At 72.1% G+C, this 21,570-nt stretch carries 16 protein-coding genes and 1 pseudogene; 10 read left to right on the forward strand and 7 right to left on the reverse strand.

Annotated features, from left to right (window positions below; all coding sequences use genetic code 11):
• The first annotated feature begins 43 nt into the window (after positions 1 to 43).
• The 4 genes from Sru02f_RS31420 to Sru02f_RS31435 all read left to right on the forward strand — a co-directional run bounded on the left by Sru02f_RS31420 (position 44) and on the right by Sru02f_RS31435 (position 3,370).
• Positions 44 to 982: an AurF N-oxygenase family protein gene (locus tag Sru02f_RS31420; protein ID WP_109033397.1), complete on the forward strand. Its 939-nt coding sequence runs from the start codon at positions 44 to 46 to the stop codon at positions 980 to 982.
• 68 nt (positions 983 to 1,050) lie between these two features.
• Positions 1,051 to 1,704: a TetR/AcrR family transcriptional regulator gene (locus tag Sru02f_RS31425; protein WP_109033396.1), complete on the forward strand. Its 654-nt coding sequence runs from the start codon at positions 1,051 to 1,053 to the stop codon at positions 1,702 to 1,704.
• Between the two features lie 69 nt (positions 1,705 to 1,773).
• Entirely contained in the window at positions 1,774 to 2,097 is a 324-nt protein-coding gene (locus tag Sru02f_RS31430) for a hypothetical protein (RefSeq protein ID WP_109033395.1), read from the forward strand.
• A gap of 103 nt (positions 2,098 to 2,200) precedes the next feature.
• A complete protein-coding gene (locus Sru02f_RS31435) occupies positions 2,201 to 3,370 on the forward strand; it encodes a C40 family peptidase (protein WP_109033394.1) in 1,170 nt (389 codons plus the stop codon).
• Here Sru02f_RS31435 and Sru02f_RS31440 read toward each other — a convergent pair.
• From Sru02f_RS31440 to Sru02f_RS31460, 5 genes are read right to left on the reverse strand one after another with little or no spacing between them, the layout of a single operon-like run.
• Entirely contained in the window at positions 3,334 to 4,596 is a 1,263-nt protein-coding gene (locus Sru02f_RS31440) for a styrene monooxygenase/indole monooxygenase family protein (RefSeq protein ID WP_109033393.1), read from the reverse strand. The two genes, Sru02f_RS31435 and Sru02f_RS31440, sit on opposite strands and share 37 nt — an antisense overlap.
• A gap of 45 nt (positions 4,597 to 4,641) precedes the next feature.
• Positions 4,642 to 5,283: a GTP-binding protein gene (locus Sru02f_RS31445; RefSeq protein ID WP_167469685.1), complete on the reverse strand. Its 642-nt coding sequence runs from the start codon at positions 5,281 to 5,283 to the stop codon at positions 4,642 to 4,644.
• Positions 5,264 to 5,746, reverse strand: coding sequence for a DUF742 domain-containing protein (locus Sru02f_RS31450; RefSeq protein ID WP_109033392.1), 483 nt, complete (start codon positions 5,744 to 5,746; stop codon positions 5,264 to 5,266). The genes Sru02f_RS31445 and Sru02f_RS31450 overlap by 20 nt, the downstream gene beginning before the upstream one ends.
• On the reverse strand, positions 5,743 to 6,255 hold the full coding sequence (locus Sru02f_RS31455; protein WP_167469684.1) for a roadblock/LC7 domain-containing protein: 513 nt from the start codon (positions 6,253 to 6,255) through the stop codon (positions 5,743 to 5,745). Before Sru02f_RS31455 ends, Sru02f_RS31450 begins: the two co-directional genes overlap by 4 nt.
• Positions 6,252 to 9,239: a nitrate- and nitrite sensing domain-containing protein gene (locus Sru02f_RS31460; RefSeq protein WP_174855151.1), complete on the reverse strand. Its 2,988-nt coding sequence runs from the start codon at positions 9,237 to 9,239 to the stop codon at positions 6,252 to 6,254. The genes Sru02f_RS31455 and Sru02f_RS31460 overlap by 4 nt, the downstream gene beginning before the upstream one ends.
• A gap of 453 nt (positions 9,240 to 9,692) precedes the next feature.
• Here Sru02f_RS31460 and Sru02f_RS31465 point away from each other — a divergent pair, with 453 nt between their 5' ends.
• Complete coding sequence (locus Sru02f_RS31465; RefSeq protein ID WP_109033391.1) at positions 9,693 to 10,484, forward strand: protein phosphatase 2C domain-containing protein; 792 nt, start codon at positions 9,693 to 9,695, stop codon at positions 10,482 to 10,484.
• A 17-nt stretch (positions 10,485 to 10,501) separates the two neighbouring features.
• Here the strand turns inward: Sru02f_RS31465 and Sru02f_RS31470 are convergent, their stop codons facing one another.
• Positions 10,502 to 10,996 carry a MarR family winged helix-turn-helix transcriptional regulator gene (locus tag Sru02f_RS31470; RefSeq protein ID WP_003973682.1) on the reverse strand — a complete coding sequence of 165 codons (495 nt, stop codon included), beginning with the start codon at positions 10,994 to 10,996 and terminating at the stop codon, positions 10,502 to 10,504.
• A 249-nt stretch (positions 10,997 to 11,245) separates the two neighbouring features.
• On the opposite strand from Sru02f_RS31470, the gene Sru02f_RS31475 reads away from it, so the two are divergent.
• On the forward strand, positions 11,246 to 12,073 hold the full coding sequence (locus tag Sru02f_RS31475) for a lysozyme (protein WP_109033390.1): 828 nt from the start codon (positions 11,246 to 11,248) through the stop codon (positions 12,071 to 12,073).
• A gap of 72 nt (positions 12,074 to 12,145) precedes the next feature.
• Here the strand turns inward: Sru02f_RS31475 and lon are convergent, their stop codons facing one another.
• Positions 12,146 to 14,569, reverse strand: coding sequence for an endopeptidase La (gene lon / locus Sru02f_RS31480; RefSeq protein ID WP_109033389.1), 2,424 nt, complete (start codon positions 14,567 to 14,569; stop codon positions 12,146 to 12,148).
• A 178-nt stretch (positions 14,570 to 14,747) separates the two neighbouring features.
• Between lon and Sru02f_RS31485 the strand changes: the two genes are divergently transcribed.
• The 4 genes and pseudogenes from Sru02f_RS31485 to Sru02f_RS31500 all read left to right on the forward strand — a co-directional run bounded on the left by Sru02f_RS31485 (position 14,748) and on the right by Sru02f_RS31500 (position 21,531).
• Complete coding sequence (locus Sru02f_RS31485; RefSeq protein ID WP_109033388.1) at positions 14,748 to 15,455, forward strand: spermidine synthase family protein; 708 nt, start codon at positions 14,748 to 14,750, stop codon at positions 15,453 to 15,455.
• 113 nt (positions 15,456 to 15,568) lie between these two features.
• The gene (locus Sru02f_RS31490) at positions 15,569 to 16,303 is read left to right on the forward strand and encodes a response regulator transcription factor (RefSeq protein ID WP_003973686.1); all 735 of its coding nucleotides are present in this window, start codon (positions 15,569 to 15,571) and stop codon (positions 16,301 to 16,303) included.
• Positions 16,300 to 17,427, forward strand: a complete 1,128-nt coding sequence (locus tag Sru02f_RS31495; RefSeq protein ID WP_109033387.1) for a sensor histidine kinase — start codon at positions 16,300 to 16,302, stop codon at positions 17,425 to 17,427. The genes Sru02f_RS31490 and Sru02f_RS31495 overlap by 4 nt, the downstream gene beginning before the upstream one ends.
• A gap of 280 nt (positions 17,428 to 17,707) precedes the next feature.
• Positions 17,708 to 21,531 (forward strand): annotated as a pseudogene (locus Sru02f_RS31500) (multifunctional oxoglutarate decarboxylase/oxoglutarate dehydrogenase thiamine pyrophosphate-binding subunit/dihydrolipoyllysine-residue succinyltransferase subunit).
• Positions 21,532 to 21,570 lie beyond the last annotated feature (39 nt).

Here is a 21,570-nt window from a genome sequence, read left to right on the forward strand (position 1 = left end):
GACCGCGGGTAACACGATCCGTTCGACGAGGTGGGACACAGCCATGACGACCCTGACGGAAGCCGACGCGCTCGAGGGCCTGCGCGACGCGCTCGGCCTGCTCAAGGACCGGGAGCAGGTGGCCGAACGGCTGCTCGACTCGTCCGCCAAGCACTCCTTCGACCCGGACAAGGAGCTGGACTGGGACGCGCCGTTCGAGGACGGCAAGTGGTTCTGGCCGCCGGAGCTGGTGTCGCTGTACGACACGCCGATGTGGCAGCGGATGAGCGAGGAGCAGCGCATCGCCCTCTCCCAGCACGAGGCCGCCGCGCTCGCCTCGCTCGGCATCTGGTTCGAGCTGATCCTGATGCAGCTCCTGGTCCGGCACATCTACGACAAGGCCGCGACGAGCGCCCACGTGCGCTACGCGCTGACCGAGATCGAGGACGAGTGCCGGCACTCGAAGATGTTCGCCCGGCTGATATCGCGCGGGCAGACCCCGTGGTACCCGGTGAGCCCGGTCCACCAGCACCTGGGGCGCCTGTTCAAGACGATCTCCACCACGCCCGGCTCCTTCACCGCCACGCTGCTCGGCGAGGAGGTCCTGGACTGGATGCAGCGCCTGACCTTCCCGGACGAGCGGGTCCAGCCGCTGATCCGGGGCGTCACGCGCATCCACGTCGTGGAGGAGGCCCGGCACGTGCGGTACGCCCGTGAGGAGCTGCGCCGGCAGATGGTGACGGCCCCGAAGTGGTCGCAGGAGTTCACCCGGGTCACCTCCGGCGAGTTCGCCCGTGTCTTCTCCAAGGCCTTCATCAACCCCGAGGTCTACACGAACGTCGGCCTGGACAAGCGGGAGGCCCTGGCCCAGGTCCGGGCCAGCGGCCACCGCAAGGAGATCATGCAGACCGGCGCGAAGCGCCTGACCGACTTCCTGGACGACATCGGCGTCCTGCGCGGCGCCGGCCGCAAGCTGTGGCGGTCCTCGGGCCTGCTGGCCTAGGGCCTGTCCGGCCGGTCCGCCTCGCCGACGTGGGTGGACGCCCGGTCGTGCGGGTTACGCTGCGGTTCATGACCCCGCAGGCCCCCACCCCCGCCTACCGCCGCCTCAGCGTGGAGGAGCGCCGCGTCCAGTTGCTGGACGCGGCGCTCGCCCTCTTCGCGCACCGGCCCCCGGAGGAGGTCTCCCTGGACGACGTCGCCGAGCAGGCGGGGGTCTCGCGGCCACTGGTGTACCGGTACTTCCCCGGCGGCAAGCAGCAGCTGTACGAGGCCGCGCTGAGCTCCGCCGCCGACGAGCTGCGGCTCTGCTTCGACGAACCCCGCGAGGGCCCGCTGCTGGCCCGGCTCTCCCGCGCCCTGGACCGCTACCTCACCTTCGTCGACGAGCACGACACCGGCTTCAGCGCCCTGCTGCGCGGCGGCAGCGTGGTCGAGACCTCGCAGACCTCGGGCATCGTGGACGGCGTACGCCGGGCCGCCGCCGACCACATCATGCGCCACCTGGACGTCGCCGAGCCCGGCCCCCGGCTGCGGATGACCGTCCGGATGTGGATCACGGCGGTGGAGGCGGCCTCGCTGATCTGGCTGGACGAGGACAAGCAGCCGCCCTTCGACGAGCTGCGGGACTGGCTGGTGGAGCAGTTCCTCGCCGTACTGACGGTCACCGCCCGCCGCGACCCGCAGACCGCGGCGCTGGTCGAGACGCTGGCCGCGGACCTCTGACACCGGGCGGCGGCCCGACCGGGGGCGACGGCTTCCGGCACCTGGGCCCCGATCACCGACACTGGAGCCGTGAAGAGCGAAGACACCCCCTTCGAGGGCGGCCCCATGGACGGACGCGTGCTGCCCGTCCTGGTCGGCATGACCGGGCATCCCCCGAAGACGTACCGCATCCCCGTCCCGGACCCGGACGGCGGCCCGCCCACGGTGCTCGTCTACCGGCGCGTGCCCCGCGACTCCCGGGGCGGGCTGCGGTTCGCCCGCTGGAAGTACGCGTACGCCCCCGACGGGGTGAAGGGCTCCGGCCGGAAGTGGCCCTGGTCGAAACCGGAGCGCCCGGCGGCCGCCGATCCAGACGCCACGCCGGGTGGCAAGCCGGACGACGCGGACGGGTGACCCCGTTGCGCCGATCCGCGCACACTCGGCGCGCGAAGCCCGCCGACCCGCCACATGCTCACCGTGCGGAGCGGAACCGCCGCCCCGCAGCGGAGGTGATGGCGTGTCAGGAAGGCTTCTGCGTCTGGTGTGTACGGCGGCGCTCACGGCCGGGATCGTCCTCGCGCCGGTGCCAGCCGCGGCCGAACCCGAACCCGGCCCGGCCGAGGGGGCGGCCGGCGACCGTACCGTGGCCGGACTGCTGACGGACCTCCAGCGGCTGTACCGGGAGGCCGAGCGGGCCACCGAGACCTACAACGGCACCGAGGAGCGGCTGAAGCAGCAGCGCGCCCGGGTGCTGCGGCTGAACGCGGAGCTGACCCGGACCCGGCTGTCGCTGCGGGACAGCCGGGGCGCGGCCGGGCGGCTGGCCCGGCAGCAGTACCAGAACAGCAGCGACTTCTCCCCCTACCTGCGGCTGCTGCTCGCCCGCGACCCGCAGCACGCGCTCGACCAGGGACATGTGATCGGCAGGCTGTCCGAGGAGCGGGCCGAGACGGTGGGGCGGCTGACCGGCGACACGAAGAAGGCGGACGAGCTGGCCGGGCGGGCCCGCGCGGCCCTGGCCCGGCAGGCCGCCCTCGCCGAGCGCCAGGAGCGGGAACGGGACGGCGTGCGCGAACGCCTGCGCGCCGTCGAGGAGCTGCTCGCCTCCCTCACCCCGGAGCAGCTGGCCGCCCTGGCGGAGCTGGAGAAGAGCGGGATCGCCGAGGAGCAGGAGCGGTTCCTGGCGTCCGGCGCGCTCGGCGACGACGCGAAGCCGTCCGCCGGGGGCGAGAGCGCGGTGCGCTTCGCGGTGGAGCAGCTCGGCAAGCCGTACGAGTGGGGCGCCGAGGGCCCGGCGTCGTACGACTGCTCGGGACTGACCTCGGTGGCCTGGGAGCGGGCCGGGACGCCGATCCCGCGCACCAGCCAGGAGCAGTGGGCCCGCCTCGACCACGTGCCGCTGGACGAGCTGCGCCCCGGGGACCTGGTCGTGTACTTCCCCGAGGCCACCCACGTGGCGATGTACCTCGGCGACGGCATGGTCGTCCAGGCACCGCGCCCCGGCGCCGACGTCAAGGTGTCGCCGATCGCCGCCAACCCGGTCCTGGGCGCCGTACGCCCCGACCCCGGCGGGGAGCCGGTGCGGCGCTACGAGCCACCGCGGCTCCCCCGGGGGGCGTCGGACGGGGCGGACGCGGGGTACGCGGCCTCCTACGCGCCCGCGGCGCCCGAGACCTCGGCCAGGTAGCCCTCGGTCTTCGCCGGGTCGTAGAAGAAGTTCTCGAAGTCCGACGGGTCGTTGAAGCCGTTGGCGAAGCGGTCCGCGATGGGCTGGAGCTGCGTCGCCGCGCCGAACAGGTTGAGGATGTGCTCCGGCGGCGGGGCCAGCATGGTGTTGGTCCACTTGGTGACGTGCTGGGCGGTCTCCCAGTAGCGGTCGAAGGTCTGCTGCATCCAGGCCTCGTCGAACTCCTGGTCGCCGTGCTCGATGATCGAGGCGAGGTAGGAGGCGGCGCACTTGGACGCGGAGTTGGAGCCCTGGCCGGTGATCGGGTCGTTGGCGACGACCACGTCGGCGACGCCGAGGACCGCGCCGCCGCCGGGGAGGCGGCCGACCGGGTTGCGGACGGTGGGGGCGTAGCGTCCGGCGAGGGTGCCGCCGGCGTCGGTCAGTTCGACCTTGGTGGCCCGCGCGTACTCCCAGGGGAGGAACTTCTCCATGAGTTCCAGGGTCAGGGAGAGGTGCTCCGCGGGGTCCTTGACGTCCTTGAAGGCGTCCAGCGGGCCGCCGGGTATGCCCTCCCAGAAGAGGATGTCGGCGCGGCCGGAGGTGGTGAACGTCGGCATGATGAACATCTCGCCCACGCCGGGCACCAGGTTGCAGCGCACGGCCTCCGTCTCCGGGTGCTCGGGGCGCGGGCCCATCCCGTGGACGTAGGCGACGGCGAGGGCGCGCTGCGGCTCGCTGTACGGCGACCTCTCCGGGTCCCGGCCGAACATCTGGACCAGCTCGCCCTTGCCCGCCGAGACTAGGACGAGGTCGTAGGCGCGGGAGAAGTAGTCGAGGTCGCCGACGGCCGCGCCGTGGATGACCAGCTGGCCGCCGCGCTGGGCGAAGGTCTCCATCCAGCCGGCCATCTTCACCCGCTGGTCGACCGACTGCGCGAAGCCGTCGAGGTGTCCGAGCCAGTCGATCGCGCGCTGCGAGGGGCCCGGGTCGAAGGAGCCGGGGGCCGCCACCGAGACGCCGAGTCCCTCGATCTTCGGGGCCTGGGACTCCCAGAAGTTCAGCTGGAGATCGCGCTCGTGCTGGAGTGCCGTGTGGAACATGCACTGCGTCGACATGACCCGGCCGGTGCGGATCTCGTCCGCGGTCCGGTTGGACATCAGGGTGACCTCGTAGCCGTGCGACTGCAGGCCGAGGGCGAGCTGGAGGCCGGACTGGCCGGCTCCGACGACGAGTATCTTCCGCATGCGGTTTTCCGTCTCCTGGTCGAGGGCGTCTGGTCGGGGGTTCGTCTACTCGGGTGTTTCGTCGAGCGCGTGGCCCACGAGGGACAAGAGGGTCTCGATGGCCGAGATCCGACGGCGCGCGTCCATGATCATGACAGGTATGTGCGCCGGGATCGTCAACGCCTCCCGTACGTCCTCCGCCTCGAACAGTTCGCTGCCGTCGAAGTGGTTGACCGCGACGACGTAGGGCAGCCCGCAGCTCTCGAAGTAGTCGAGGGCCGGCCAGCAGTCCTTCAGGCGCCGGGTGTCGGCCAGCACGACGGCGCCGATCGCGCCGCGCACCAGGTCGTCCCACATGAACCAGAACCGCTGCTGGCCCGGGGTGCCGAACAGGTAGAGCACGAGGTCGTCGTCGAGCGTGATGCGGCCGAAGTCCATGGCCACGGTGGTGGTGAGCTTGCCCGGGGTGGCGGTGAGGTCGTCGGTCTCCTCGCTCGCCTCGGTCATCAGCGCCTCGGTCTGCAGGGGCGTGATCTCCGAGACGGCGGCGACCAGCGTGGTCTTGCCGACCCCGAAACCTCCCGCGACGACGATCTTCGTGGCGACCGGCGCGCGGGTGGGATCGGTCTGCCAGGGCTGCACGGGCCCGTCGGTGTCGACGAGCGGGGGGACGCCGAACGCGGCGGCGTCAGAGACGACGGAGTCCACTGAGCACCCTTTCGAGCAGAGCGCGGTCCGGGCGGCCCGTGCCGTGGCCGGTCCCGGTGCCGTACACACGGATCTTTCCCTGGTCCGCCAGGTCGCTGAGGAGCACCCGGACGACGCCGAGCGGCATCTTCAGCAGCGCGGCGATCTCGGCCACCGTACGCATCCGGCGGCACAGTTCGACGATGGCCCGCATCTCCGGCATCACGCGGGAGGTGAGCGCCCCTCCCCCACTGCTGAACGCGTGGGAGGTACCCCCAGTCAGTTCCTTGCGCTCCTCGGCGGCTTCGAGCGCGGCGGTGCCGGCGGTGGCGCCGACGAACGTCTCGACGAGCAGCACGTGGCCGAAGCGGGTACGGCCGCCGGTGAGCGAGTAGGGGCGTACGCGGGCCGGTTTGCGGTCGGCGCCGCGGACGGGGAGGTTGCCCCGGCCGTTCTTGCCGGGTTTTCCGGGACTGCTGCTCATCGGGCGCTCCCCGTCGGCTGGGACGACTCGGACTCCAGGGACTTCCGCAGCTCGGTGCGGAGTTCGGGGGTCAGGACGTGGCCGGCCCGGCCGACGAAGAGCGCCATGTGGTACGCCACGACGCTCATGTCGCACTCCGCCGAGCCGTGCACGCCGAGCAGCGATCCGTCGCTGATCGACATCACGAACAGGCTGCCCTCGTCCATGGCGACCATCGTGTGCTTCACCGACCCGAAGTCCATCAGCCGGGCGGCGCCGACGGTCAGGCTGCCCACGCCGGAGACGACGGTGGCGAGGTCGGCCGCGGAGCCGCGCGGGCCCGCCCGGGGCGTCTCGCGGGCCTGCCGGGCCTCCTCGTTGCGGCCGGGGTCCGAGGACAGGAGCAGGAGCCCGTCGGAGGAGACCACGGCGACCGACCGGATGCCGGGCACCTCCTCGACCAGGTTGGTCAGCAGCCAGTGGAGATTGCGGGCTTCACTGCTCAGTCCGAACGTACTGGGAGCGGTCAACTGCTTGCCTCCTCGACGGTGCCCCCCGTGGCTTCTTCGGTTGTGCCCGCCCCGGCGTCCGGTGCCTGGTCCTGTCCGGTGCGGTCGGCGATCTCCGCCTCGACGTCCCGGCGGCCGGCCTCCGCCCCGCGGCGGAATCCGCCCAGCCGCCGACGGAGCGCGTCGGCGTCGACGGAGCCCGCGGTGCGCGGACGCGGCACCTCGGCCGGGGCGGTGAGCTTCGGGGTCCGCTTGGGCAGGCCCTTGTCGGTGACCGGTTCGGCCTCCGTGGACGGGGCCGGTTCCTGCTGCCCGCCGGCCGCCTCCGCCGGGTCCGGTACGCGGTCGTGGGCGTCGGGGCCGATGGCGTACGGGTCGGGGGCGGTCTCCGGCCGGGTCTCCGGTTCCGCGAGGGCCGGGAGGAACAGGGCCATGGTGGCGTCGTCGGGGAGGTCGCTGCCGGGGGCGGGACCGTCCTGGGCGGACACCGTCTCCGCCGCGGGTTCCGGGGCCATCGGCCCGGCCGGGTCTTCGCGCTCGTCGGGTTCCGGAGTCCGCGGCGCGTCCGCGTGGGAGGCGTCCGCCTCGGCACGGCGTACGGCTTCCTCCGCCGAGGCGACCAGCGGGTCGACGACGGGCTCGGCATCGGGGCCCGCCTCCTCCCCGGCACCTTGCTCCGCCGTCTCAGCCGTCTCAGCCTTCTCCGCCGTACCAGCCGTCTCCGCCGTCCCAGCCGTCTCCGCCTTCTCAGGCTTGTCGGACTTCTCCGTCCGCCCGTGCAGGACGTTGGAGTTGGCCTCCGCGTCGGCGCCGGGCAGGGAGAAGGTGCCGGTGCCGTCGGACACCGGCACGGTCGGGGCCAGCGCGGCGGGCGGGGCGGCGGCCAGCAGCGGGCTCGGCAGGACGACGACGGCCGCGACGCCGCCCTGCTTCTGCTCCCGCAGCCGTACCCGCGCCCCGTGCCGGTGGGCGAGCCGGGCGACGACATAGAGGCCGAGCCCCAGACCGTCCTCGCCCTCCTGGTCGTACGGTGCGTCCGGGTCGAAGTCGGTGAGGCGGGCGTTGAGCCGCTGGAGGCGTTCGGTGGCCATGCCGATGCCCTCGTCCTGGACGGAGAGCATCACCTCGCCGTTCTCCAGGAGCCAGCCGGAGACCTCGACGGGCAGGTCCGGCGGCGAGAAGGAGGTGGCGTTCTCCATCAGCTCGGCCAGCAGGTGGGAGAGGTCGTCGGCGGCGAACCCGGCCACGTGGGCGTGCGGCGGCAGCGCGGCGATGCGCACCCGCTCGTACCGCTCGATCTCACTGACCGCGGCCCGGACCACGTCGACCAGCGGCACCGGCGAGGCGCTGTGCTGGACGTGCTCGGTGCCGGCGAGGACGAGGAGGTTCTCGCTGTGCCGGCGCATGACCGTGGCGAAGTGGTCGAGCTTGAACAGGGTGGCGAGGCGGTCCGGGTCCTGCTCGCGCTCCTCCAGGCTCTCGATGACCGCGAGTTGCCGCTCGACCAGGCCGAGGGTGCGCAGTGCGAGGTTGACGAAGGTGGAGCCGATGCTCTTGCGCACCACCTCCAGCTGGGCGGCGGACTCGGCGAGTTCGGTGCGCAGTTCCTCGCGGGCGTCGGCCATCTTCTGCCGCTGGCCGACCAGGTGCTTGCGGTCGGACTCCAGCGTGGCGACCCGCCCGGCGAGCGTGGCGGCGTGCGTGTGCAGGGCGTTGACGGAGCGGACGACCTGCGCGAACTCGTCGTTGCGGCCGGTGAAGGCGACCGGCTCCTCGGTCGTCGGGTCCGCCGCGCCGGCCAGCCGGGCCGAGCCGCGGCGCAGCACCGACAGCGGGCGGGTGAGGGTGCGGGCCAGGGCGGTGGCGATACCGACGGCGAGCAGGATCAGGGCGCCGAGGACGGCGATCCGGACCTCCAGCGCGGTGACGTCGTCGTCGCGCAACTGCTCCAGGGCCTCGACGCGCTTCTCGTACAGGGCGGACTCGGCACCGCGCATCGCGTCCACGCGGGCGGAGAGCGCGGCGTCCAGCCGCTTGGTACTGGTGCCGAGGTCGCGGTCGGAGAGCGTGGGCTCGTCGGTGAGGCCGGCGAGGTACTTCTCGGCGGAGTTGACCTCGGGCCCGGCGACCGTGGCGTCGAAGCTGCCGCGCGCCTCCTTGGGAGCGCCCTCACGGAAGTCGGCGAGGGCCGCGTCGGAGCGCACCCGGGCCTGCTGGGCGGCGGCGGCGAGGGCGTCGCGCTGCTCGGCGTCGGAGTCCGAGGAGGTGGTCGTCTCGGTCGGCAGGCCGGTGACCGGGTCGATGACGGTCTCGGTGGTGCTCGGCACGTTCAGGGCCGCCAGCAGCAGGCCGCGGGTGGCGGCGGCCTGCTGGACGGCGGTGTCCAGCTCGGCCAGCGCGTACGCGCCGGAGCCCGCGCGGGGCGGCATCTCCTCGCCCAGCTTCTCGGCCAGGGCGTGGAGTTCGGCGATCGCCTCCGAGTACGCCTGGTGGGCCTCCAGCGCGGTGCTCTTGCCGGTGAGGGCGGCGCGGCGCAGCGCGGCGACGGCGTCGAGGTCCTCGCGCAGCGAGGCGGGCGTGTCGGTGTCGGCGCGCAGCTCCTCCACCTGGCGGTCGACACGGGCGCTGCGCTGCTCGGAGGGCGCCTTCGACTTGGGGCGGCCGGCCGCGATGTAGGGGGTGACCTCGTCGCGCTCGTCGGCCAGGGAGTGGGCGAGGGTCAGCGCGCCCTGGGTCTGCTCGGCGAGCGTCACCAGTTCCTGGGAGTCGTGCAGTTGCCCGGAGGCGGCCACGACCGAGGGGGCTCCGGCCCCGGCGACGGCGGCTGCCACGACGGCCACCGCGACGATGAGGCGGTTGCGTACGTGGGTGGCACGGCCCTTGCCGACGGGAGCCTCCGGCGGCTGCGGAGGGGTGGAGGTACCGGGGGTGCGCTCCGCGCTCCCCACGGGGGCCGTCTGCTTGCCTGTGCGACGAGGCCGCGTCTTCTGCACCGGTGCTCGCATTCCTGACTCGTGTACCCGTGGGCCCGGGTGGCGCTCCGTCAACTGGCCGGCCGGGGGCGCGTGCACCCACTGCCGGGCGCTGGGCTGTTCCCCGGCCGCCGGCCGCGCGTCGGGCGGGGAAACCGCGTGAGCGGGGCAGTCCCCCCACCGGTTCCCGACCCTCCCAGTGCCGGTGGGCGGTGAGCGCGCATCATCCGACCCGCCACCCGAAGGAGTGAACCCCGGAGGGGAGTTGAGGAGCAAGTTCCCCTGGCGCATGCCGCACGGTAGCCCGGCGAGCCGGTTGGACGTCTGCGACGGGCGGTGGCACTATGTGCCGCCACGCGCCGACGGAGCTTGGAATTCCACCCCAAATCCGGCGCCTGACCTGCGCTGCCGCCTCGATTCCGGGAGAACCCGAGGAAGGTGCCAGCCTTTTGCGAACGCTGTGAAGGGGTCGTGCAGACTGGCCGGATGCGTACGGAACTCGTCTCGGAACCAGGCCTCGCCGACCGGCCCAACGAGGACTTCGCGAGCGTCGGACTACCCGCCTCGGGACAGGGTGGTTCACTCGTCGTCCTCGACGGTGTGACGCCGCCACGCACCGCGACGGGGTGTCTGCATTCCGTGCCCTGGTTCACGGCGCGCCTCGGTGGAGCGCTGACCGAACTGACCGTTTCACTCCCGGATCTCCCCCTCGTCGAGGCCCTGTCCCGCGGCATCGCGCGTACCGCCGCGGCGCACGCGGAAACCTGTGACCTTTCTCACCCGCGCACGCCGCAGGCAACCGTGGTCCTCGCGCGCTGGTCCCCGGCCGCCGTCGAGTACCTGGTCCTGTCCGACTCCGCACTCCTGCTGGAGGCTCCCGACGGCACCGTCACCCCCGTCCTGGACGACCGGCTGGCCCGGCTGCCCCGCTCGGCCCTCGTGAGCGACGCGGTGATCGACGCCGGACTGCGCAACAAGGAGGGCGGCTTCTTCACGGCCGCTGCCGACCCCGCCGTGGCGGCGCGCGCCGTGACGGGGGTGCTCCCGCGCGGTGCGGTGCGCACGCTGGCGGCGCTCACGGACGGGGCCGCGCGGTGGGTGGAGAAGTTCGGGGAGGGCGACTGGGGGGACTGCCTGGCACTGGTCCGCAAGCAGGGCGCGCAGGCCCTGGTGGACCGGGTGCGCGAGCTGGAGCGTGCGGACGCGGCCGGCGGCCGGGCGTTCCTCGGGCGCAGCAAGACGCACGACGACGCGACGGTGGTCTACGCCGAGTTGTAGGACGGACGGCGCCGGTACTACTTCTCCATCCCCCGGTTGAGTTCGTGCAGCAGCCGGGCCAGTTCCGTCACCTCGCGCGGGTCCCAGCCGGCGAGCCGCCGGGCGTACCGGGCACGGCGGGCCTCCCGGACCCGGCCGACGCGCTCCTGGCCCTCCGGGGTCAGGGTGACCAGCCAGGCCCGGCCGTCGGCGGGGTCGGGCTCGCGGGCGACGAGCCCGAGTTCCTCCAGCGCGCGCAGCTGGCGGGACATGGTGGCCTTGCCGACGCCGATGAAGGCGGCGAGGTCGGTGGCGCGCTGGCCGCCGCACTCGCCGAGCCGCACGAGCAGGCCGTACGCGGACGACTCCAGGTCGGGGTGGACCTCCCGGGCCATCTCGCCCTGGTTGGCCCGGGCCCGCCGCAGCAGGACGGTCAGCTCCCGCTCCAGGGCCAGGAACTCCGGTTGGTTCACACCACTGCCGGACAGGTGGGATTCGCCCCCGCGACCGCCGCCGTTCCCGTCTTCGTGCACGTCAGCCCCTGCCTCGATTTTCCGGTCCTGAAAGTTTCCGCCACGGGCCGCCATCGCCGCAGCTCGCCAAGTATTTCGCAGGCTTAGACCAACGGCGGCTCCCGGTCCTCTTCCACCCGCCGTTTCTACGTGCGTAGAGTCTTCACCGGACCTCCGGATGGCATGCGCACGCCATTCCCATGCCATCCAGGGGTTCTCCCCACTCGCGCATCCCCCACCGAGCACCACCGAGCCATCGGAGGGCACGTCATGCTCGTGCACAGATCCGGATCGGCCCGCGGGCGGCGGTTCGCCGTCACCGGGATCCTGCTCGCCGCGTTCTCCCTCGTGTTCACCCTTCCCGCCGACGCCTCGTCGTCCGCGGACGTCCCGGCCCGCGGCTCCGCCCACATGGGCATGGGCGTCGCGGCCCACGACGGCGAACACGGCACCCCCGTCCCGGGCCGCGCGGCCCAGACGGAGGGCGTCGACGTCTCCAGCCACCAGGGCAACGTCGCCTGGTCGACCCTGTGGAACAGCGGCGTCAAATGGGCCTACGCCAAGGCCACCGAGGGGACGTACTACACCAACCCCTACTTCGCCCAGCAGTACAACGGCTCCTACAACGTCGGCATGATCCGGGGCGCCTACCACTTCGCCACGCCGGACACGACGAGCGGCGCGACCCAGGCCAACTACTTCGTCGACCACGGCGGCGGCTGGTCCAGGGACGGCAAGACGCTGCCGGGCGCGCTCGACATCGAGTGGAACCCGTACGGCGCCACCTGCTACGGCAAGTCGCAGAGCGGGATGGTCTCCTGGATCCGCGACTTCCTGAACACCTACAAGGCCCGCACCGGCCGGGACGCCGTGATCTACACGGCCACCAGCTGGTGGACCCAGTGCACCGGCAACTACGGCGGCTTCGCCGCCAACAACCCGCTGTGGATCGCCCGGTACGCCTCGACGGTGGGCACGCTGCCGGCCGGCTGGGGCTACTACACGATGTGGCAGTACACGTCGTCCGGTCCGACGGTCGGCGACCACAACAAGTTCAACGGTGCGCTGGACCGCGTCGTCGCGCTGGCCAACGGCTGACGGCTCCCCGCCCAGGGCGAAGGCCCGGGCCCCCTCACGGGACCCGGGCCTTCCCTCATCCGGTCGCGTCCGTCACGCCGCGACCGGAACCTCACGCTCCGCACCGTTGGTCGCCGGTGCGAGCGCCAGTTCCAGCACCTGGCGGACGTCGGTGACGGCGTGCACGTCGAGCTTGTCCAGCACCTGGGCCGGGACGTCGTCCAGGTCGGGCTCGTTGCGCTTGGGGATGATCACCGTGGTGATCCCCGCCCGGTGCGCGGCGAGCAGCTTCTGCTTGACCCCGCCGATCGGCAGCACCCGCCCGGTCAGCGAGACCTCGCCGGTCATCGCGACGTCGGTGCGCACCAGCCGGCCGGACAGCAGCGAGGCGAGGGCCGTGGTCATGGTGACGCCTGCGCTCGGACCGTCCTTGGGGACCGCGCCCGCCGGGAAGTGGATGTGCGCTCCCCGGTCCTTGAGGTCGCCCACCGGCAGCTCCAGCTCGGCGCCGTGACTGCGCAGGAAGCTCAGCGCGATCTGCGCCGACTCCTTCATCACGTCGCCCAGCTGACCGGTCAGGGTCAGCCCCGCCGCGCCGGTCTCCGGGTCGGCCAGCGACGCCTCGACGTAGAGGACGTCGCCGCCCGCGCCGGTGACCGCGAGGCCGGTGGCCACGCCGGGCACCGCGGTGCGCCGCTCGGCCGGGTCCTGGGCGGACTCGGGCACGTGGTGCGGCCGCCCGATCAGGGCGCGCAGGTCGCCCTCGGCGACGGTGAACGGCAGCTCCCGCTCGCCCAGTTCGTGCTGGGCCGCCACCTTGCGCAGCAGCCGCGCGATGGACCGCTCCAGGGTGCGCACGCCCGCCTCGCGGGTGTACTCGCCCGCCAGCTTGCGCAGCGCGCCCTCGTCGACGGTGACCTCGTCGGCGTCCAGTCCGGCCCGCTCCAGCTGGCGCGGGAGCAGGTGGTCCCGGGCGATGACGACCTTCTCGTCCTCGGTGTAGCCGTCCAGGCGGACCAGCTCCATGCGGTCGAGCAGGGCCTCCGGGATGGCCTCCAGGACGTTGGCGGTGGCGAGGAAGACCACGTCGGACAGGTCCAGCTCGACCTCCAGGTAGTGGTCCCGGAAGGTGTGGTTCTGGGCCGGGTCCAGGACCTCCAGCAGGGCGGCGGCCGGGTCGCCCCGGAAGTCGGAGCCCACCTTGTCGATCTCGTCGAGCAGGACGACCGGGTTCATGGACCCCGCCTCCTTGATCGCCCGCACGATCCGGCCGGGCAGCGCGCCGACGTACGTACGCCGGTGGCCGCGGATCTCGGCCTCGTCGCGGACGCCGCCCAGGGCGACGCGGACGAACTTGCGGCCCATCGCGTGGGCGACGGACTCGCCGAGGCTGGTCTTGCCGACGCCGGGCGGACCGACCAGGGCGAGCACGGCACCGCCGCGCCGGCCGCCGACCACGCCGAGGCCCCGGTCACCGCGCCGCTTGCGCACGGCCAGGTACTCGGTGATGCGCTCCTTCACGTCCTCCAGTCCCGCGTGCTCGGCGTCGAGCACGGCCTGGGCGCCCTGGATGTCGTAGGCGTCCTCGGTGCGCTCGCTCCACGGCATCTCCAGGACCGTGTCGAGCCAGGTGCGGATCCAGGAGCCCTCGGGCGACTGGTCGGAGGACCGCTCCAGCTTGTCGACCTCCTTGAGCGCGGCCTCGCGGACCTTCTCGGGCAGGTCGGCGGCCTCCACCCGGGCCCGGTAGTCGTCGGACTCCTCACCGTCCTGCTCGCCGTTGATCTCGCGCAGTTCCTTGCGGACGGCTTCGAGCTGGCGGCGCAGCAGGAACTCCCGCTGCTGCTTGTCGACGCCCTCCTGGACGTCCTTGGCGATGGTCTCGGCGACGTCCTGCTCGGCGAGGTGGTCGCGCAGCTGCTGGGTGGCCAGCTTGAGACGGGCCACCGGGTCGGTGGTCTCCAGCAGCTCGACCTTCTGCTCGGTGGTCAGGAACGGCGAGTAGCCGGAGTTGTCGGCGAGCGCGGACACGTCGTCGATGGCCTGGACCCGGTCGACGACCTGCCAGGCGCCGCGCTTGCGCAGCCAGGCGGTGGCGAGCGCCTTGTACTCCTTCACCAGCTCGGCCACCTGGCCGGGCAGCGGATCGGGGACGGTCTCGTCGACCCGGGTGCCCTCGACCCAGAGCGCGGCGCCCGGACCGGTGGTGCCGGCGCCGATGCGCACCCGGCCCCGGCCGCGGATCAGGGCGCCGGGGTCGCCGTCGGCCAGACGGCCGACCTGCTCGACCGTGCCGAGGACGCCGGTGGCGGCGTGGGTGCCGTCGATGCGCGGGACGAGGAGGACGCGGGGCTTGCCGGGCTCGGACCTGGCGGCGGCCTGGGCGGCCTCCACCGCGGCCCGTACCTCGGCGTCGCTCAGGTCCAGGGGGACGACCATGCCGGGCAGGACCACTTCGTCGTCGAGCGGCAGCACGGGCAGGGTGAGCGGTGTGAAGGCGGCGGACTCAGCAGCCATGATCTCCCCTTCGGCAGTCAAGTTGAGTTACATCGACTCAATGAAAGGGAGCCCGGGATTGTTCCCCAAGGCCTGTTCGCTGTGAGCGATCAAGCGCGGAGGGTGCTTCGCGCCTTTCGAGGACAGCACCGTCGCACCGGTCCGCATTCCTCCGGCCGGGCGATGCCAGGATGGGCCGATGCCCCTCACTACCCACGACTCCCCCGAGGCTTCCGAGGCCCCCGAGGTGCTGGACCGCCGCGAGGGCCCGTACGGCGAAGTGGTCCTGCGCCGGCACGGGACGCTGTTGCAGATCATCGCGAACGGCTGCTTCCTGATGGACACCTCCGACGGGCGTTCGGAGCGGCGCCTGGTCGACGCGGCGGCCGACGCGCTGGCCGCCTCCGGCGGGCGGACCGCTCCGCACCTGCTCATCGGCGGTCTCGGGGTCGGCTTCTCCCTCGCGCACGCGGCCGCCGACCCCCGCTGGGGCCGGATCGCGGTCGTCGAGCGCGAGGGCGCCATCATCGACTGGCACCGCTCCGGACCGCTGGCCGCGCTCTCCGCCGACGCGCTGGCCGACCCGCGCGCGGAGATCGTCGAGGCGGACCTGGTCGAGTACGTCAATGAGACATCCGACACGTACGACGCCCTGTGCCTGGACATCGACAACGGCCCCGGCTGGACCGTCACCGAGGGCAACGACGGGCTGTACGCGCCGTCCGGACTGGCGGGCTGCGCACGGCTGTTGAGGCCCGGCGGGGTGCTTGCCGTATGGTCCGCGCAGCCCTCTCCGGAATTCGAAGAAACCTTGCGTAATGCCGGTTTCCAACAGGTGCGTACCGAAGAGATCCCCGTTGCCCGGGGCGTTCCGGACGTCGTGCACATCGGCGTCGGGCCTGGATAGCAAAGGCGCGGTGACTCCCCGTACGCTGCTGCCCTGACGCGGATCATTCAAGCGTCAAGCGCAGTCATGGGATCACCCCACGGATTCCGGAAAGCACACCTCAGGGGCGGGCGATGGAGCAGACACAGACCTCCCACAACGGCACGGCCACCCAGGGCGCCCAGCGCCGGGTGCTGGTGGTCGAGGACGATCAGACGATCGTGGACGCCATCGCGACCCGCCTGCGCGCCGAGGGGTTCCTGGTGCAAACGGCGGGCGACGGTCCGTCCGCCGTCGACACGGCCGAGGCTTGGCAGCCCGACCTGCTGATCCTCGACATCATGCTGCCCGGCTTCGACGGCCTGGAGGTCTGCCGGCGCGTGCAGGCCCAGCGGCCGGTGCCGGTGCTGATGCTCACCGCGCGCGACGACGAGACGGACATGCTGGTCGGCCTCGGCGTGGGCGCCGACGACTACATGACCAAGCCGTTCTCGATGCGCGAGCTGGCCGCCCGGGTGCACGTGCTGCTGCGGCGGGTGGAGCGGGCCGTGGTGGCCGCCTCCACGCCGCGCAGCGGCATCCTGCGCCTGGGCGAGCTGGAGATCGACCACGCGCAGCGCCGGGTGCGGGTGCGCAGCGAGGACGTCCACCTCACGCCTACCGAGTTCGACCTGCTGGTCTGCCTGGCGAACACCCCGCGCGCGGTGCTCTCCCGCGAGCAGCTGCTCGCCGAGGTGTGGGACTGGGCGGACGCCTCCGGCACCCGGACCGTGGACAGCCACATCAAGGCGCTGCGCCGGAAGATCGGCGCCGAGCGCATCCGCACCGTGCACGGCGTGGGCTACGCCTTGGAGACACCGACGCCATGAGCAGCAGAGGACGGGAAGCCGCACGGAGGAGCCCCGGCCCTCGGACCACCGGGGAGCCCTGGGGCGGCGTGCGCCCGTTCTCGATCAAGACCAAGCTGGGCGCGCTGGTCGTCACGTCGGTGCTGATCACCACCGGCCTGTCGGTGATAGCGGTGCACACCAAGACGGAGCTGCGCTTCATCACGGTCTTCTCGATGATCGCCACGCTGCTGATCACCCAGTTCGTGGCGCACTCGCTGACCGCGCCGCTGGACGAGATGAACGCGGTGGCCCGGTCCATCTCGCACGGCGACTACACCCGCCGGGTGCGCGAGAACCGCCGCGACGAGCTGGGCGACCTGGCCGTCACCATCAACCGGATGGCCGACGACCTGGAGGCCCAGGACCTCCAGCGCAAGGAGCTGGTGGCGAACGTCTCGCACGAGCTGCGCACCCCGATCGCGGGCCTGCGCGCGGTGCTGGAGAACATCGTCGACGGCGTCACCGAGGCCGACCCGGAGACCATGCGCACGGCGCTCGGGCAGACCGAGCGGCTCGGCCGGCTGGTGGAGACGCTGCTCGACCTCTCCCGCCTGGACAACGGCGTCATACCGCTGCGCAAGCGCCGCTTCGAGGTGTGGCCGTACCTGTCGGGCGTGCTGAAGGAGGCCAACATGGTCGCCTCCGCGCGCGCGGGCATCGCCTCCGGCTCCGGCAGCCACACCCGCACCGACGTGCACCTGGCCCTGGACGTCTTCCCGCCGGAGCTGACCGCGCACGCCGACCCCGAGCGCATCCACCAGGTCGTCGCCAACCTGATCGACAACGCGGTCAAGCACAGCCCGCCGCACGGCCGGGTGACCGTCCGGGCGCGACGCGGCGAGCTGCCGGAATCGCTTGAGCTGGAGGTTCTCGACGAAGGGCCCGGCATTCCGCGCTCGGAGTGGCGCCGGGTGTTCGAGCGGTTCAACCGGGGTTCGGTGTCGCGGCCGCACGGTCCGGGCAGCGACGGGGGCACCGGTCTGGGCCTCGCGATCGCGCGCTGGGCGGTGGATCTGCACGGCGGCCGGATCGGGGTGGCCGAATCCGAGCGGGGCTGCCGCATCCTCATCACTCTTCCGGGCCTGCCGTCGACGTCCGGTTGACGTAGGGTTCGAAGCGGAGCGTCAAGATCCACTGCGTCCGCCCTGGCAGACACGTGTGATCAGGCACGGGCCCGCGTTTTCGAGGCGCCGGGTCCCGGTCTCCCGATCCCGCACGCGGCAGAACCTCGGTTGTTTCCCGCCATTTCCAGCGCCGAAACGCGGTCTGCAATGTGACTTACGCGACGATGAACGGGCCCAGTCTGACCTTCCGGGGCCGGTAGGCGTAGCCTTGATTCCCGCTGTCCACCATCTTGTGAAGCGGAAGAGGGCGGTTCTCGCCGTGTCGCCACAGTCCCCCAGTAACTCGAGCATCTCGACCGACACCGACCAAGCGGGTACCGCGGGAAAGAACCCCGCGGCCGCGTTCGGTGCCAATGAGTGGCTCGTCGACGAGATCTATCAGCAGTACCTCCAGGACCCGAACTCCGTGGACCGAGCCTGGTGGGACTTCTTCGCCGACTACAAGCCCGGAGCGGCGGCGACCCCGACCGCCGCCGGCACCGTGCCCACGGACACCGGCAGCACGCCACCGGCCGCCCCCGCCCCGCAGGCGCAGGCTCCTGCCCCGGCGCAGCCGCAGGCCGCCGCCCCGGCGCCCGCTCCCGCGAAGCCCGCCGCTGCCGCCCCCGCGGCTCCGGCCGCTCCGGCCGCCAAGCCCGCCGCCGCGCCGCCAAGCTGGCCGCCAAGCCGCAGGCGAAGGCCCCCGCGCCCGCCAAGGACGCCGGCACCGCCCCCGAGGGCCCCGAGCTGGTGACCCTGCGCGGCCCGGCCGCCGCGGTCGCGAAGAACATGAACGCCTCGCTGGAGCTGCCCACGGCCACGTCCGTGCGCGCGGTCCCGGTGAAGCTGCTGTTCGACAACCGCATCGTCATCAACAACCACCTCAAGCGCGCCCGGGGCGGGAAGATCTCCTTCACGCACCTGATCGGCTACGCGATGGTGCAGGCCATCAAGGCCATGCCGACGATGAACCACTCGTTCGGCGAGAAGGACGGCAAGCCGACCCTGGTCAAGCCGGCCCACATCAACCTCGGCCTCGCCATCGACCTGGTCAAGCCCAACGGCGACCGCCAGCTGGTCGTCGCGGCGATCAAGAAGGCCGAGACGCTGAACTTCTTCGAGTTCTGGCAGGCCTACGAGGACATCGTCCGTCGCGCCCGCGACAACAAGCTGACGATGGACGACTTCACCGGCGTCACGGTCTCCCTGACCAACCCCGGCGGCCTCGGCACCGTCCACTCCGTGCCGCGCCTGATGCCCGGCCAGTCGGTCATCCTGGGCGTCGGCTCCATGGACTACCCGGCGGAGTTCCAGGGCACCAGCCAGGACACCCTGAACAAGCTCGGCATCTCGAAGGTCATGACGCTCACGTCGACCTACGACCACCGGGTCATCCAGGGCGCCGCCTCCGGCGAGTTCCTGCGCCAGGTCGCCAACCTGCTGCTCGGCGAGAACGGCTTCTACGACGAGATCTTCAAGGCGCTGCGCATCCCCTACGAGCCGGTCCGCTGGCTCAAGGACATCGACGCCTCGCACGACGACGACGTCACCAAGGCCGCCCGCGTCTTCGAGCTGATCCACTCCTACCGGGTCCGCGGCCACGTCATGGCCGACACCGACCCGCTGGAGTACCAGCAGCGCAAGCACCCCGACCTGGACATCACCGAGCACGGGCTCACCCTGTGGGACCTGGAGCGCGAGTTCGCGGTCGGCGGCTTCGCCGGCAAGTCCCTGATGAAGCTGCGCGACATCCTCGGCGTGCTGCGCGACTCGTACTGCCGCACCACCGGCGTCGAGTTCATGCACATCCAGGACCCGAAGCAGCGCAAGTGGATCCAGGACCGCATCGAGCGCTCGCACACCAAGCCGGAGCGCGAGGAGCAGCTGCGCATCCTGCGCCGCCTGAACGCCGCCGAGGCGTTCGAGACGTTCCTGCAGACCAAGTACGTCGGCCAGAAGCGGTTCTCCCTGGAGGGCGGCGAGTCCGTCATCCCGCTGCTCGACGCGGTCATCGACTCCGCGGCCGAGTCCCGCCTGGACGAGGTCGTCATCGGCATGGCCCACCGCGGCCGGCTGAACGTGCTGGCCAACGTGGTCGGCAAGTCGTACGCGCAGATCTTCCGCGAGTTCGAGGGCAACCTCGACCCGAAGTCGATGCACGGCTCCGGCGACGTGAAGTACCACCTGGGCGCCGAGGGCACCTTCACCGGCCTGGACGGCGAGCAGATCGCGGTCTCGCTGGTCGCCAACCCCTCGCACCTGGAGGCGGTGGACCCGGTCCTGGAGGGCGTCTCGCGCGCCAAGCAGGACATCATCAACAAGGGCGGCACGGACTTCACCGTCCTGCCGGTGGCGATCCACGGCGACGCGGCCTTCGCGGGCCAGGGCGTGGTGGCCGAGACCCTGAACATGTCGCAGCTGCGCGGCTACCGCACCGGCGGCACGGTCCACGTCGTCATCAACAACCAGGTCGGCTTCACCGCCGCCCCGGAGTCCTCGCGCTCCTCGATGTACGCCACCGACGTGGCCCGCATGATCGAGGCCCCGATCTTCCACGTGAACGGCGACGACCCGGAGGCGTGCGTCCGCGTGGCGCGGCTCGCCTTCGAGTTCCGCCAGGCGTTCAACAAGGACGTGGTGATCGACCTCATCTGCTACCGCCGCCGCGGTCACAACGAGACCGACAACCCGGCCTTCACCCAGCCGCTGATGTACGACCTGATCGACAAGAAGCGCTCGGTGCGCAAGCTGTACACCGAGTCCCTCATCGGTCGCGGCGACATCACCCTGGAGGAGGCCGAGCAGGCGCTCCAGGACTACCAGGGCCAGCTGGAGAAGGTCTTCACCGAGGTCCGCGAGGCCGTCTCGCAGCCGGCGTCCGCGGAGCCCGCGGAGCCGCAGGCGGAGTTCCCGGTCGCCGTGAACACCGCGATCACCGCCGAGACCGTCAAGCGGATCGCCGAGTCCCAGGTCAACATCCCCGACCACATCACCGTGCACCCGCGGCTGCTGCCGCAGCTGCAGCGCCGCGCGGCGATGGTCGAGGACGGCACGATCGACTGGGGCATGGGCGAGACCCTCGCCGTCGGCTCCCTCCTCCTGGACGGCGTGCCGGTCCGGCTGACCGGCCAGGACTCGCAGCGCGGCACCTTCGGCCAGCGCCACGCGGTCGTCATCGACCGTGAGACGGGCGACGAGTTCACCCCGCTGCTGTACCTGTCCGAGGACCAGGCCCGGTACAACGTCTACAACTCCCTGCTCTCCGAGTACGCGGTGATGGGCTTCGAGTACGGCTACTCGCTGGCCCGCCCGGACGCTCTGGTGATGTGGGAGGCGCAGTTCGGCGACTTCGTCAACGGCGCGCAGACGGTCGTGGACGAGTTCATCTCCTCGGCCGAGCAGAAGTGGAACCAGACCTCTGGCGTCACCCTCCTGCTCCCGCACGGCTACGAGGGCCAGGGCCCGGACCACTCCTCGGCCCGCCCGGAGCGGTTCCTGCAGCTGTGCGCGCAGAACAACATGACGGTCGCGATGCCGACCCTGCCGTCGAACTACTTCCACCTCCTGCGGTGGCAGGTGCACAACCCGCACCACAAGCCGCTGGTGGTCTTCACCCCGAAGTCGATGCTGCGCCTGAAGGCGGCGGCCTCGAAGGCGGAGGAGTTCACGACGGGCCAGTTCCGCCCGGTCATCGGCGACGACTCGGTCGACCCGGCCGCCGTCAAGAAGGTCGTCTTCACCGCCGGCAAGGTCTACTACGACCTGGACGCCGAGCGGAAGAAGCGCGGCCTGACGGACACGGCCATCATCCGCATCGAGCGCCTGTACCCGCTGCCGGGCGCCGAGCTCCAGGCGGAGATCGCCAAGTACCCGAACGCCGAGAAGTACCTGTGGGCCCAGGAGGAGCCGGCGAACCAGGGTGCCTGGCCGTTCATCGCGCTCAACCTGATCGACCACCTGGACCTGGCGGTCGGCGCCGACGTCCCGCACGGTGAGCGCCTGCGCCGCATCTCGCGGCCGCACGGCTCGTCCCCGGCCGTCGGCTCCGCCAAGCGGCACCAGGCCGAGCAGGAGCAGCTGGTGCGTGAGGTGTTCGAGGCGTGAGCCTCTGACGCCGACCACGGCCGCCCGCCGTGCAGGGCC

Origin of the sequence: Streptomyces rubrogriseus (assembly GCF_027947575.1) — a bacterium.
In the GTDB taxonomy this organism is placed as follows: Bacteria; Actinomycetota; Actinomycetes; order Streptomycetales; family Streptomycetaceae; genus Streptomyces; species Streptomyces rubrogriseus.